The 14,270-nt window shown below is 43.7% G+C and carries 12 protein-coding genes and 1 pseudogene; 5 read left to right on the forward strand and 8 right to left on the reverse strand.

Annotated features, from left to right (window positions below):
- Nucleotides 1-29: 29 nt before the first annotated feature.
- The 7 genes from NE536_RS11105 to NE536_RS11135 form a co-directional block, all read right to left on the reverse strand.
- On the reverse strand, nucleotides 30-320 hold the full coding sequence (locus NE536_RS11105; RefSeq protein ID WP_261272714.1) for a DUF2946 domain-containing protein: 291 nt from the start codon (nucleotides 318-320) through the stop codon (nucleotides 30-32).
- 464 nt (nucleotides 321-784) lie between these two features.
- Complete coding sequence (locus tag NE536_RS11110) at nucleotides 785-1,804, reverse strand: siderophore ABC transporter substrate-binding protein (protein WP_342455079.1); 1,020 nt, start codon at nucleotides 1,802-1,804, stop codon at nucleotides 785-787.
- Nucleotides 1,801-2,583 carry an iron ABC transporter ATP-binding protein gene (locus tag NE536_RS11115; RefSeq protein WP_261272715.1) on the reverse strand — a complete coding sequence of 261 codons (783 nt, stop codon included), beginning with the start codon at nucleotides 2,581-2,583 and terminating at the stop codon, nucleotides 1,801-1,803. The genes NE536_RS11110 and NE536_RS11115 overlap by 4 nt, the downstream gene beginning before the upstream one ends.
- Nucleotides 2,580-3,530: an iron chelate uptake ABC transporter family permease subunit gene (locus NE536_RS11120; protein ID WP_012089962.1), complete on the reverse strand. Its 951-nt coding sequence runs from the start codon at nucleotides 3,528-3,530 to the stop codon at nucleotides 2,580-2,582. Before NE536_RS11120 ends, NE536_RS11115 begins: the two co-directional genes overlap by 4 nt.
- On the reverse strand, nucleotides 3,527-4,468 hold the full coding sequence (locus NE536_RS11125; RefSeq protein WP_063883358.1) for an ABC transporter permease: 942 nt from the start codon (nucleotides 4,466-4,468) through the stop codon (nucleotides 3,527-3,529). Before NE536_RS11125 ends, NE536_RS11120 begins: the two co-directional genes overlap by 4 nt.
- A gap of 72 nt (nucleotides 4,469-4,540) precedes the next feature.
- Nucleotides 4,541-5,251: a TetR/AcrR family transcriptional regulator gene (locus tag NE536_RS11130; RefSeq protein ID WP_261272716.1), complete on the reverse strand. Its 711-nt coding sequence runs from the start codon at nucleotides 5,249-5,251 to the stop codon at nucleotides 4,541-4,543.
- Between the two features lie 92 nt (nucleotides 5,252-5,343).
- On the reverse strand, nucleotides 5,344-7,461 hold the full coding sequence (locus tag NE536_RS11135; protein ID WP_261272717.1) for a TonB-dependent receptor: 2,118 nt from the start codon (nucleotides 7,459-7,461) through the stop codon (nucleotides 5,344-5,346).
- A gap of 319 nt (nucleotides 7,462-7,780) precedes the next feature.
- Between NE536_RS11135 and NE536_RS11140 the strand changes: the two genes are divergently transcribed.
- The 4 genes and pseudogenes from NE536_RS11140 (at nucleotide 7,781) to NE536_RS11155 (ending at nucleotide 13,674) form a co-directional block, all read left to right on the forward strand.
- Nucleotides 7,781-9,382 (forward strand): ATP-binding cassette domain-containing protein, encoded by a 1,602-nt coding sequence (locus tag NE536_RS11140; protein WP_261272718.1) that lies wholly within the window; start codon nucleotides 7,781-7,783, stop codon nucleotides 9,380-9,382.
- Nucleotides 9,379-10,956, forward strand: coding sequence for an ABC transporter ATP-binding protein (locus NE536_RS11145; protein ID WP_261272719.1), 1,578 nt, complete (start codon nucleotides 9,379-9,381; stop codon nucleotides 10,954-10,956). Before NE536_RS11140 ends, NE536_RS11145 begins: the two co-directional genes overlap by 4 nt.
- Before the next feature lie 142 nt (nucleotides 10,957-11,098).
- Nucleotides 11,099-11,320: pseudogene (locus NE536_RS11150) on the forward strand (hypothetical protein); the annotation flags it as partial.
- A 482-nt stretch (nucleotides 11,321-11,802) separates the two neighbouring features.
- Nucleotides 11,803-13,674 (forward strand): methyl-accepting chemotaxis protein, encoded by a 1,872-nt coding sequence (locus NE536_RS11155; RefSeq protein ID WP_261272745.1) that lies wholly within the window; start codon nucleotides 11,803-11,805, stop codon nucleotides 13,672-13,674.
- Between the two features lie 77 nt (nucleotides 13,675-13,751).
- On the opposite strand, the gene NE536_RS11160 is transcribed toward NE536_RS11155, so the two are convergent.
- On the reverse strand, nucleotides 13,752-14,030 hold the full coding sequence (locus NE536_RS11160; RefSeq protein WP_342455080.1) for a hypothetical protein: 279 nt from the start codon (nucleotides 14,028-14,030) through the stop codon (nucleotides 13,752-13,754).
- Between NE536_RS11160 and NE536_RS11165 the strand changes: the two genes are divergently transcribed.
- Nucleotides 14,029-14,217, forward strand: a complete 189-nt coding sequence (locus tag NE536_RS11165) for a site-specific integrase (RefSeq protein WP_261272721.1) — start codon at nucleotides 14,029-14,031, stop codon at nucleotides 14,215-14,217. The genes NE536_RS11160 and NE536_RS11165 overlap by 2 nt on opposite strands.
- Nucleotides 14,218-14,270 lie beyond the last annotated feature (53 nt).

A 14,270-nucleotide genomic window follows, 5' to 3' on the forward strand; every position in this document is an offset into this window, starting at 1 on the left:
TAATTAAGATAAATTGAATAAACAGTAACTTATGCTGTTAACGGCGGAGCACGACTATTGAAGAAACGACTAAAAGGTCGCTTAAAGGAAATGGCTTGGAACTCAACCGAGATATAACTCTGCTGAGCCAATTGAAAATGAAAGGGCGTACTGGTTATCGCATGTTGCAACTGGTGCTGATGTAAGCACAGCGAACAATTGGCCTTAGAGTCTTCACTAGCATGGGAAATACTGTGAACAGCAATGGCCACAGACAATAGCACCAACATGGCGGCAAGCCATATTGCTAGGGTGCGTCTTGTTTGCATCACACGATTCAAACCATACTTCCTCAAATAATTTAGCAGGCGATTGTATGTTAAGCACAACTAAAGTTGCAAACCGATTTACCTAAGCCGCAGGGCTTAAATGTTACAAGAGGTATACGACAGTTTTGTGAGAAACAGTATTTGTGAGAAAAGGCGATAACCGCGAATGAATAGAGGGAGTACTGAATATATTGAGGCTAAATGGCAGACAAAATAAAACGGCTCGCATATTTCTATGCAAGCCGTTGTTTTATTTGGCAGGGGTGGCAGGACTCGAACCCGCAACCATCGGTTTTGGAGTCCAGACGTAAACAATCGAATATCAAGTCTTTATCCTGTTACTTAGAAAAAGACACTGAGTGAAAAATAAAATAACCCTATGATTTAATTAATTTAAAAATTTACTTTTCTAACAAGTTTATTCACTATTTTGACTAAATAACGCATTTATCTAGTGAATCATTAGCTGGTGTAAGTCAACGACTTACAGCCAGCGGCTCCTTTACATAGCCCTTTAATACATCATCAATAATGATGTTAAGGGATGTTATTCCGGCCCCTGTGATATACCAAGCCTCAGGATCTACAAAAATGATGTTCCCCGTCTTCCAAGCATTCGTCTCACGCAAGAGAGGGTTATCTATGGACTGTTTATCCAATACAGGGCTTCGCTCCATTACTGCGGTTCTGTCTACCACGTAAATGATGTCAGGATTGTTTTCAAGAATGAACTCGCTTGACACGGGTTGGCCATGCAATCCCATCTGCTCTGATAAACTAGCGGGTTTAACCCCTAGCCCACTGTAAATGAACCCATACCGAGAACGAATACCTAAGAATCGAAAAGCACCATTATTATGCAACACCACGAGTGCTTTCTCAGGCCTATCCTGAATAACCATTCTGGCGGCTTGGATCTTAGTTTCCAGTTCATCCACTTTATGTTTTGCCAAGGTTTGCTTATCAAATACTTTCCCCAGCATCAATAAGTGTTTTGTGACTATATAAAAGTAATCGCTGTTGCTGTCTTGGTAATCAATATCCAAATGAATGGTTGGTGCCAAATTGGAAAGCGCTTGATAATGACTAGCTTGAACGGATGACATCAGCACCAAATCGGGTTTAAGTGCATAAATACGTTCCATATTGGGTTGAACTATGGCGCCTAAATCAACGATATCATTGTTGTTGCTATAGTCCTGCAGGTAGTAAGGAACAAAATCCTTTGGCATGCCGATAATGGGAATATCTAGCTGTTCGAGATAATCGACTTCATTCATATCGAGGGCCGCAACGCGTACCGGCCGTTTTGTAATAACTGTAGTGCCCAACTTATGGGTTATTTCAACAGGTGTAAAATTTGACTCGCTAGTATCAGACGTTGCAAGAATCGTCTGCTGTACTGGCTCGCTTTTATTGTCGCAGGCCAGCAAAAAAGCCGAGCTAAATAACAGAATCGCCATCACTTTAGTACCGCTTTTACATTTCGACGTCACTTGTATTCTCCTTGTAAGTTGAAGTTGAAATAGTTACAAACTGTTCCTTGGCTCGTTTTCAGCACTTCAAGATCCAGTTCGTACAGTGCTTTTAACCTTTGTGCTGTAACAACCTCTTCAACGGGTCCTTCGCAATGCACAGCGCCTTGCTTCATGCCGACAATATAGTCGGAGTAATTAGCCGCAAAATTGATATCGTGAACCACTAACACTACCGTTCGCTTGAAGTCGTCACACAGATGGCGAAGCGCCCGCATTATGCTAACGGCATGTTTCATATCCAGATTATTGAGTGGTTCATCTAACAATAAATAATCTGTTTGCTGTGCAATCGCCATTGCCAGAAAGGCCATTTGGCGTTGTCCGCCGCTAAGCTCATCGATAAATGCATTAGCTAATGACTGTAAAGCTAAAAACGACAGAGCTTCATCAATGGCACAATGATCTGCCTTTGTGAGCGCCCCTTGGCTATAGGGAAAGCGACCAAATGCCACTAACTCCCTGACCGTCAGGCGTAAATTGAGGCTGTTAAACTGACGCATGGTTGCCACTTGCTTGGCGTAATCCTTCAGGGGAATGTTGTGGATAGCAGTACCTTTGAGTAATACCTCGCCCTGCTGGATATTCAGTAACCGACCAATCGACATCAATAAGGTACTTTTGCCAGCGCCGTTGGGACCAATGAGTGATGTAATCTGATGTTCGGGAAATTGCGTGGTAACATTTTTAAGCACAGGTTTCGCGCCATAAGAATGATGTAAGTTATTGACGGTAATCACACTGCGCTCCGAGGTTTAAGAATTAATACAAAGAAATAGGCACCACAAAATAAGTTAATTAACAGCCCAACACTGGTTTGATAATTAAACAGGTGCTCAACAAGTATTTGTGCGATAAGAAAAACTGAGATAGCAACGGCGCATCCTGTTATCAAGGTAAATGAGTGCGACGGATGCCTTGCCAGTGTATAGGCCATATTCGCGACAAATATCCCCATAAAGGCCGTAGGCCCTACTAAGCTGGTTGATATTGCGACCAATACCGCGATAAGGCCTAATAACAGGCGGACCACTTTTTGATAATCAATACCGAGAGAAATTGCCGGCTCTCGTCCCATCAGTAATACATCGAGCACAGCTCGCGATCTCCAAGCGACAATACACACGGCACCGACAAGCACTAAAGAAATAAGTAATTGCTCTGGTTGAGCGCGGTTGAACGACGCTAGGCTATAGCTCTGGAAAATTGAAAATTCACCAGGACTGATAGAATATTGGATTAACTGAGTAAAACTGCCTAACACCACAGTAAGTACTAAGCCAACAAGCAGTAGGAAGAATACATCATGTCGATCTCCGCTAAATAGCCAACGATGAATCGCCATTGAGTAAAGCAACATCACTACGACTGAAACAAAGAAATTACTGTTAGCGGTGATCAAAATACTGCTGCCCGTCCCTAAGATAAGGATCAGCAGTGCCTGCAAAATCAAGTAAACCCCTTCATACCCCATGATAGATGGCGTTAAAATGCGATTTCCAGCTAAGGTCTGAAACAGTATCGAGGAAAACGCAATACAGACACCACCAAGGCAAATTGTACCCAAACGCACCAATCGATTAGGTATGACATAGTCAAAATCAAAACCTGAGCCCATCAATAAAAATGTGACTGCTAATATTACAAGCAGCCCCCAGCTCAAAAAATGCCATGCACTGTTTTTCATTTGATTTTCCAAACGATAACTAAAAAGATGAGCCCACCTAAACAGCTTGCCGTTAGACCTATAGGAATTTCAAACGGATATAAAATAAGCCGACCAAGTAGGTCACAGATAATCAATAGCGTTGCGCCAGCAAAGGCGATAATAGGCAAAGTGCGTTTTAAATTATCGCCGTAACGCATAGCGACAAGGTTAGGAATAATTAAACCAATAAATGGAATACTCCCGACTGTGATAACTGTGGTGGCTATGGTTAGGGAAACCAGTACTAACCCTAAGATAACTAGACTGAAATAACTCAGTCCTAGTGTGGTAGCCAAGCCTTCGCCCATTCCTACAATGGTAAAGCGCTGTGCATAAAGGTAGGTCAGCATGACTATGGGAAGGATCAGATAGATGATTTCGTAGTTACCTTGCACGATTTTTGAAAAATCACCCAGCATCCATCCCTGCATACTCTGCATCATATTGTTTTGATAGGCATAGAGTTCCGCTATCGCACTGAGTACACTGCCAAACATAATCCCAATAATTGGAATGAGCACCGGACTCTTATACCGAATACCACGAATAATCAGAATAAAGGCTAAGCTCGCAAGCAGGCAAAAAACCAAAGCGCCTAACATTCTGGCGGTGACACCCATACTTGGAGCATGAATGATTGAAATTAATATGCCTAGTTTGGCGGCATCAAGCCCGCCACAAGTAGCAGGTTCAACAAACTTGTTTTGCACAATCTGCTGCAAAATCACACCACAGACAGCGAGCCCTGCGCCTGAGCAAATCAAGGCAAAGAGCCGCGGCAGACGACTTGCAGATAACACCAACCAGACATCATCCGAGAACGTCAGCATCTGCGTCACAGAGGCATACTTTGCACCTAGCAGCAGTGAGGCGAAACAAAGCACAAAAAAGCACGTCAGTGCATAAACTACCTTCACAAACTGATACTTCCTATACGCAATAAATCTTGTACTAATCTGCAGCCGCTATGAAATGTTCATATCGATGCACTATGTTTGAACCTTATCGGATCCCCCTGCCTTTTGAGCATGGGTAACGGCAATACCCGCTAACACTAAGTCACGTTTTCGCTCCCACCATTTGCGGGCACCGACCTTCATGATGTCTACCATCGCATTTATCTGCTCAGCTTTATCAGGGAGCTTGGTGGCTTCATCTTCCCAAATTGCGATAATTCGCTCTTTACGCGTTCGGCCATCGGCTTCTGGTTTAGTGGTTGACCACCATCCCAAAAAACACTCCCCCACCATGTCAACTAAGATATCAACGGCAAGCACTGCCTCATCAAGGGAGAAGCCTTTGAGTTGCAGCTTTTCGACCGATTCAGCAAAAGAACGTATACCCGATGACGGTGTAACACTGGCCTGATGGATAGATTCAGCGAGGCCAGGATGACGCTCATAGAGTGTCCAAATGGCATCGGTCAATATGATCAATTCACTCCGCCAATCGGTGGCTGCTGGCGCTCGCCAGTCCAGCTCATTAATTGCAAGCTCAGCGGCAATGGAGATAACGTCATTTCGACCTGCTACGTGATGGTAAAGTGAAGAATGATCGACCTTTAAATGCGCCGCTATAGCTGGGATGGTCGCTTGATCAACTCCAATCTCCAACGCGGCTCTGGCGATAGCATCACGGGAAATACGGCTAGGTCTGCCACGCTGACGTTTTTGAGTGGGTTGATCCGGTACTTGTGTCATATCGATAAGGTTTCCAAGGCAAAAAAGCCATTCTAACCGCTCTTGCTACCCGCTGCATGGCAATACCCAATACAGCGGGTAGAAGCGAGCCGCTAAAACTTCGCCCTAACGCCTACGCCTATTTCTCGTGGTTCAAGTAAATATGCATCCACGCCTCCGGTACTTCTGTCAGCCATTTTTGCCACAGGAGCACGTTCATCCAGTAAATTGCGCGCATAAACAAAGGCTTCAAAATATTGGTTGATTTGATAGGAAGAATTCAGGTTTACCGTTGTGTAAGACCCCACTCTTAACTCAGGCTCATTGGTATCCGTTGAAAAGTATCCATCCGTATGACGCACATCACCGCTCACTTTAAAGGCGTCTGTGATCGCATAGTCAAACCCAAGATTGAACATATATCCTGGCGCTTTACTAAACTCGTTGCCGACAAACTCCTCGCCACGGTAGTCATTAAATTCACTTATCTCAGTTTCAAGTAAACCCAGCCCACCATATAGGCTAAAACTATCGACCACTTTAAAGTTCCAATCTAATTCAATCCCATAGCTTTGCGCTTCATCGGCATTAATAATGACAGAACCAAAGGGACGTCCATCGAGGTAGTCAGTAACTGAACGTTGTGAATCTTTAAAGCGGGTGTAAAAGAGATTGCTATTTATGATCAAGCGTTGTTCAAGCAGATCGATACGAGTAAAAAGTTCATAGTTCCATGCCGACTCGGCATCGAATGTATAATATTCGCCGCCGCGGAAGTTAATGCCTGTACCACCAGGAATATTGCCTTCACTGATCATAGCGCCGATTAGGACGTTATCAGTCAGATCATAGGACAGGGCAACCTTAGGTAATAACGCCGTAAACGTCTCTTCATATTGATGGCGCACACCTGGGATGTAGCTGGCAATACCATCGTGGCTAATTTCATCAGACTGATAACGAAGTGCGCTGGTGAATGCCCACTTAGGCGAGAAGCGCCATATGACTTCACCGTAGGGGGCAAAACTGGTATGCCTCAGATCGGCGTCGGCATTACCAAATACGTTGTTCAGCTTGTTATTCGTTTTATCGTCCCAGTAGAAGACACCGGCAACCCCACTAAACTCTGAACTCTTGTCACCAAAGTTCAGCCTTATATCATTCGAAAAGTTTTCATTATCTCGTTTTGCGATCCCTTGATAAGGTGCTGCAAATCGATAATCAAACTGCCCTTCTGAGTACTGCAGTTGGTTATGCAACTTCATACCATTGTCGAACACATATTCAAGATCAAAAATCCCGACATGATTACTGACTTCTTGATTGTCCTGAAAAATTGAACGATTTTCTAAGTCATTATAGGGTTCTGATACCACCTCATTTCTGGGACGTTTAGCCTCAGTGGAGGAATAAGTGAGCATGGCGGAAAAGTTGCTGTATTTTTCGGGTTCCCATAGCAACTTCGCCCGTAGATTTTGGTTTTTAAACTCAAAATCCAAATCATGGGCTGTAAATTCTGGATTAACGTAATCAACAAAGGTATCTCTAGCGCTGTAATCTGCGCTAATTCTTGCGGCAAAGTCATTGCTTAGCGCACCGGACGCCATGACCGAAAAGCGCTTCTTATTCCGACTGCCATAAAGTGCTTGCGCTGCAAATTCTGGCGTATAAGTGGGGTTATGGGTATGAATGACTACGGCGCCAGCAATACTGTTGGCTCCTTGACTGGTCGTTTGCGGACCACGATAAACTTCAATAGACGACACATCCCACACGCCTGCGGCGCCTAAATCCAGTTCTGCGGGGCTCAGATATTTACCATCAACACTGATAGTTGCTCCGGGTACAGGCTTAGATAAATAGGCATTACCCGCTGCTACAGGCCCTTTGGTATCCGTGCCGCGGATAATGGGCGCATCGGTATTTCCGGCATAAATTAAATTTGGTGTACCGCCGAGAATTTCTGAAATCGTTGATTGGTCCGCATTTTTCCTCAACTGTTCTTCAGTGATGACCGTCACTGAACTCGCAGTTTCTTTCAACGTTCGCTCGATTTTCTGACCGTAAACTGTAATGACTTCAATGTTTCCCGCTGCATCTTGTTGCTTGGATTGCTTATCTGGAGCAGCTCCACTGTCAGCAATAGTTGAGCCGGAAATAGCGCTAAGCCCCAGCGCAAGAGAACCGATAACCCACTTTGATTGTGGGTAAAACTTACCAAATCGGGGCATGTTTAATAACTCCTTATACGAAAGATTTGTTGCCAATGAGAATGGTTATCAATTATATTATCGCCGTTCAAAACATTTATCAACACAATGTTGATAAATAAAAATGACCGCTTAATATGGTCGCCATCTCAAGATGGTTCAATTTTTATGAAACAAGGAATTTGGCTCGTGGATGTTCATTTGCCCATAAACTCTGGCACTCAGACTATTTTTTACTCCGCAATATCAAGACTTCATTACTTAATTTGGCTTGTGTTAATCACACTTTCCAGAACGAAGCCCAGCCTGTTCCACTTCGATTTTTTAGGTGAACATTAAAATGCAGCGACTTTTCAGTCCCACTTCAAAATTAGCCTTCGCCCTACGTCCAGCGATTCCCGCACTCACTATCGGAACATTACTAGCGGCTGGTACCGGCGTGATGGCACTAAGCGCACTCTGGTGCGTAATACAGCTTATTGCTGGGTATCATTCATTTTGGTTAGCGGGTGCGCTCATATTTTGGATATTGTCGGCACTGCTTTCTGGTAGCGCCTCTTGGATTAATCACAATGCTGAGGCGCAATTTTCTGGAAGATTAAAGCGTGATGTTGCAGCGCATCTTGTTAGGTTGCCACCAAGTACTTTGGCAAAATATAAGGGCGAAAAGTTAAAGCGATTAATGGTCGATGACATAGCGTCATTGCATCATATGATCGCGCATTTACCCTCAGAATTAGCGACCTTTCTCATTGTCCCTGCCATTACTATCGGTTTGCTGATCTTAAGCGCGGGCCCAGTGTCATTACTTGCCCTTATCCCAGGCCTCGTCGCCGCGCTTTTCTATTTGGTGGTAGTCCCAAGACTTGCTGCTAAACAGGGTGAAGCACGAGTTAATGTGATGGGAAATATCACTGCTGCAGTGGATGATTACTCGCGTGGTGCACCAGTATTTAGAATTTATGGCGATCAAACTGGCGCAATAGCCGACTACCAAAAGGCAACTAAGCATTTTATTGAGGAGATCATTGAGCGGGTAAGCAAGGTATCCACTTCAGTCGCAGTGGCCACATCACTACTACAGGCTGTTTGCACTTTTGCGATTGTCTATGCCATCGGGTATGAATGGCCCCCAGAAAAGCTTGCTGCAGCCTTGTTCTTCAGTCTGGCCATTGTCACGCCAGCCCTAAAGCTTGGGCATGGGCTTGATTATCTTGCCACGGGCCGCGCTGCTGCTCAGCGACTAACGGATTTTCTTGAGCAGTCGAGAGTCCCTGTTGGTAGCGGTAATATTGAGCTTAATACACCTATGCAGCTCACTCTCACCGATGTCGTGCCTTCACTGTCTACAAACAGTAAAACAGTGCCCATTAACTATCAATTTAGATCTGGCAAAGTCACGGCAGTGACAGGGCTCAGTGGTGTTGGCAAATCCACATTACTGCGCTTATTAGCTGGCATGGAGCCGCTAAATGCCGGAGATATTCGACTCGCTGGTATTGCACTCAATGAGATGGGTGAAGCCTCAATTAATCGCGCGATCATGCTATTACCGCAAAGTGCGGGACTACTGGCAACCTCCATCGCCGACAATCTCGCGCTCACCGCACCTGATGCCACGGATGAAGATTACTTAGTGGCATTACACTGCGCGCAATTGGATAAATTCTTAACTACTCATGCAAGCACCTTGTCTGGTGGTGAAATACAACGGGTTAATCTTGCCCGTGTGTTTCTTTCACCCGCTCGCGTGATATTGCTTGATGAACCTACATCGGCCCTAGACAGCGAAACGGCATTTAACGTGCTCACAGCACTAAGCCATCACGCAAAAACAAACCACAAAACGATTGTGATGGTCACCCATGACTTAACGCTTTCTGAGCTGGCGGATGACAAGCTCACACTCAAGCATCATCACATAGAAGGAGAAGGCCAATGATAAATCGTCCCCAAGATTACGCTGCCATAAAACACTTAATACCTGTTGCCTTCGGTTGGGCTGTGGCGGCCATATTGGAAGCGGCATGCTACATTCAACTGGCTTTAGCCATTATTGAGCAGCAATCACCACAAAAAGTGCTATCCATTGCCGCGATAACCATACTCACCACTATACTGGCTTCGCGTTCAGGTTTTTGGGCTGGCGCACGGCTAGCCAATGCGCTCTACAGTGCCTTAGGCACAACCATGCAACAAGCTAAGCTCTCTTGGTTTACAGCCAGTGTCAGGACACTACTCATAGAAACCGTCTCTCGGAGTATTCCTGGCTTTATGAGTATTCCGGCACATCAATTTCAGGTCTTTATTCATGCACCGCTTATTCCGCTCTGCATTACTTTTGGCATCGGATTGATCGGTGGCATACCACTGGTAATGATGTTGGCGAGCTTGTTGCTCTTATCATTTGTGATTCAGAGTATGGCGCAACGGGCCCTTGCCCGCGCAGATATGGACCGAAATAACGCTGAACTGGCAACGAATCAATCCACTCTTGAACTTATAGATCACGTAGAATTACTCCGTACAGCAGCGGGATACAGTCGTGCGACCGAGCGTTTAGAGCAAAACTGGCAGGCGCAAGAAATCGCACTGGGTCGAACTAATCGCGCCGCCGCTATAGCAACATTACTGTCGGCTATCGCCAGCTTTTTACCTATTGCCGGCATGGCTCTCTATCTCGTGTTATCAGGCGTAAACAATACGACAATGCTGCTCGCTGTCTTGATGTTGACCATGCGCGCATCAGCGCCACTTGAGACTCTCGCCGTGGCGGCAATAGGCATTCATGATCAGTTAGCGGCTATTAAACACTATCGACAAGCGACTAATGCGCCAACGCTCAAAGAGCCAAGCCAAGCGCAACAAAAGACACCGCACAATCATACAATCGAACTGAATAACGTAACATTTCCCCCTGCGGTGCAAAATATCAATGCCATTATCGAACCAGGTGAACGCGTACTGATTTGTGGCCCTAGCGGTTCTGGAAAAACAACCCTACTTAAGCTATTAATGCGCTTTGATGATCCCACCCTAGGCCTGATCAATTTGGGCAAGGTACCACTCACGTCAATCCCTGCTGCTGAACTTGCCCGCTTTTTCGCCTATGTGCCGCAGGATCCACTCATCTTTACAGGCACCATTGCCAGTAATATTCGCATTGGTAACCCTGATGCCGACGATCAAGCCGTAGATAAAGCGGCACGCCAAGTGGCACTGGATGAAGTATTAGACAGATCAGAACTGGGCATATACCAAGAAGTCGGCTTACAAGGTGCGGGGTTATCGGGAGGGGAACGCCAAAGGCTTGCCTTAGCACGCGCGCTTATCAAAAATGCGCCGATTCTGATAATGGATGAGGCCACCTCGGCATTGGATGAGGAGACAGAAAAGCGCGTTGCCAAAGCTATTTGCGAACAAAGCTGCACACTGGTTGTCGTTTCGCACCGAAACCAATCAGTTTGGCAGCCAACTCACATCATAGAATTTGATCAACCGCTTGCCTTGAAGTAAGAATTGCCTTGTGCATTAGAAATTCTGAATTAAAGATGTCCAACCTATTATTTTTCTTTACCCAAGCTTCTAATGAAGAATGTATTACAGCCGAGATGACGAAAGTCATTTCGGTACTGCACTAACTGAAAGTGCAAAATATCATGAGCATCGTTCCGGTGAACGAGGCGCAACTGAAAATGCCAACGGTTTACTGAGACAGTATGTTAAAAAGGGGGGTGATTTAAGGCCAGTGAGTGATGAGTTAATCAAATTTGCTCAGAGCAGAATTAACTACCGACCTAAGAAATGTTTGAAGTTTAAACTACCAGCGGTAGTGCTTAACCAATTAGCGCTTAATTGGCGAGTGTCACTTCGGAGTTGAATTCAGGGTTTAGGTTTGAATTGAGTGAATCAGGTCGACTTCAGAAATTCCATTCAATGGTAAAATTATTATACCTCACAAATTTGTATGTTCTATAACATCATGCGTCCTATTATAGCCAGCAATCAAATCCACGAACTCACTGGCTCCTGTACTGACTTTTCCGTATACCAATCCTTTTGAATGCATTAATTACCTAATAACGGAATAAAAACCAGCATTGTTAAAATCACTAGAGTTCTATTTTACAAAAATCATTATTAAAAAAATAACATTGGCAACACCTGCATTAAATCTAATTATGTGCAGCAGTACACACATTTATTTTAAAGAAGTATGAAATAATCACTCAACAATAACTTCTCCAAAAAATACTAACTCAAAAAATGATACCTTTATTTATCAACTATTAATTAATCGTTAGCTACTATTAATTAATACTTAACTACCATTAAGGGCTAAATTTAATTATTATGAGATACATAACACACTTATCACTCAAGCAGAAAATCTTATTTTCTGTTGCCATAGCACTGTCTCTTGTTATTAGCATATTGAGTTGGACATGTTACTCATCGCAACGAGAACTTTTATTACAATCAAGTTTTGAGCAAGTAAAAAAGACCAGCCAACAACAAGCAGAACGCATAGGTGACTGGTTAAGCATTAGACAACACATTGTCAGTTCACTTGAAGTCGATACTCAAGAAAACTTACGTCAAAAACTGTTACAAGTATATGCAACCCACCAATTTGAATCTGTATATTATGGTAGTAATAACGGAGAGATGATCGATACCGATTTAACTATAGATTATAGTAGTTATGATCCACGAACCCGTGATTGGTACAACTTAGGAAAACAAAAAAATGAAAGTGCAATTACTAAGCCTTACGTTGACATCGGCCATGGTTCATTAGTTGTTACCGTTGTAAACCCGGTAAATCAAGGGGTATTTGCAGCTGACGTATTAATCAAAAAACTAGTTGATGATATAAACAACATGTCCATACCTGCCAATGGTTTTGCTATATTAATTCATAAAGATGGTACGGTTATAGCTTATAAAGATTCAGAAAAAGTGATGAAACCTGTCAGTACAATTGACAACAACTTAAATAGAGACCTATTTTCAAAAAATCTTCAAAAAGATCAATTTATTGCTATGTACTTTGATAATGATAAAGCTGAAAAACTTGTTTGGCCCCAAGATATACCAAAGTCTGATTGGGAACTCATAATTGTGCTCGATAAAGCTGCTCTCGAAGCACCTTTAAGGTCTCTTTTATTAACGAACCTAGGCATATCAACAGTCGTATTATTACTTAGTATTATAGGTATATCATGGTTAGTAAATATATTGCTGGTTCCACTAAATAATGTATCTCAAGCCCTTGAACACATAGCAAATGGCAATGGAGATCTCACTCAACGGATTGAAGTACAAAACAAAGATGAAGTAGGAATGCTAGCCAACAGTTTTAACCGCTTTGTTGGTAGTCAACATCAGCTCATCAGCCACGTTCGTCAGCTTGCTACTGAATTAGATGCAGAAGCGGAACGCAGCCTAGCCAGCACCCAGATGTCAGTAAATGAATTACAGCGGCAACAACAGGAAATTGCAATGGTAGCAACAGCAGTAACCGAAATGGCAAGTGCTACTAATGAAATTGCAGTTAATGCCGAAAATACTGCTACTGCTGCACAACAATCGGCGGCCAGTAGCTTTCAAGGTAAAGAATTAGTCGACAAAACAAGAAGCTCAATCAACATCCTTGCCAAAGAAGTTACCCAAGCGACTGAAGTTATCGAAGAATTAAGCCACCACGCTCAGGCTATTTCAAGTATTTTAAGCACCATACAAAGTATTGCAGAGCAAACTAACTTGTTAGCCTTAAACGCTGCAATTGAAGCTGCCAGAGCTGGTGAACAAGGTCGAGGTTTTGCAGTTGTAGCAGATGAAGTCCGCGTATTATCCCATCGTACCCAAAACTCAACCCAAGAAGTACATACCACTATTGAAACGCTACAACGCACAACCGCTAAAGCCGTGGCTCTTATGGAGAGTAGCCAAGCATTAGCAGGGCACAGTGTAAAAGATGTTAATGCTGCAGCTATGGCAATCGAAGAAATTACCATGGCGGTAAATTTAATTTCTGATATGGCAGGTCAAATAGCAACCGCTGCCGAAGAGCAAACCCAAGTAACAGATGAAATCACTCAGAATACTGTTGCAATTAAAGATGTGACCGATGAAATAACGACGGCAGCCACAGCAGAACTTGCGCAAGCTAGAGAGTTAAAATCAAGAGCAAATGATTTAACTGCTCAAGTAGCAACATTTATTCTTTAATCAACAGAAAGTACGCCAACACAATTGTCGCCAGATCTAATGGCGACAATTGTAAAAATCTCCCTAGATCATCCTTTCTAGCAGTCTATTCCCACTTTAATTAACCAGAAGATGTAGGACTTTTTGCTGTCAAATCCCATTAAGGCCCATTGCTCTTTGCACAGGTAATGGGCGACGTAAACTGGCACCTTGAGTTCGTGCTTTAAATTGCCACCGCCCAGTGCTTCACCTAAACGGTCGCAGGCGCTGTGGTTCGAAAACCCCTTGCCCAATTCTTGGTACACCCAATAACGGCCCAGCAGGAAATTAACACAAGATGGATTGCGCAGTGCTTGGAAGCGAGCGAAGGCAAAAATGGAAATGAATTATCCGCAGATTGAACGCACTTGCACGTTCCATGATATTAAAGCTAAAGGTGTATCAGACTTTGAGGGAACACTGTCAGAGAAGCAACAATACTCGGGCCATAAAACCTTGGCACAAGTGAACACCTACGACAGGAAAGTGGAAATAGTACCGACAATTGGTAGCGTTAAAAAATGACTACTTATTCAATCCGAGTAAAATCATTTTCTACGTTTTATTCTACGCAAAAT

It is taken from the genome of Shewanella septentrionalis (assembly GCF_025370265.1).
Classification (GTDB): domain Bacteria; phylum Pseudomonadota; class Gammaproteobacteria; order Enterobacterales; family Shewanellaceae; genus Shewanella; species Shewanella hafniensis.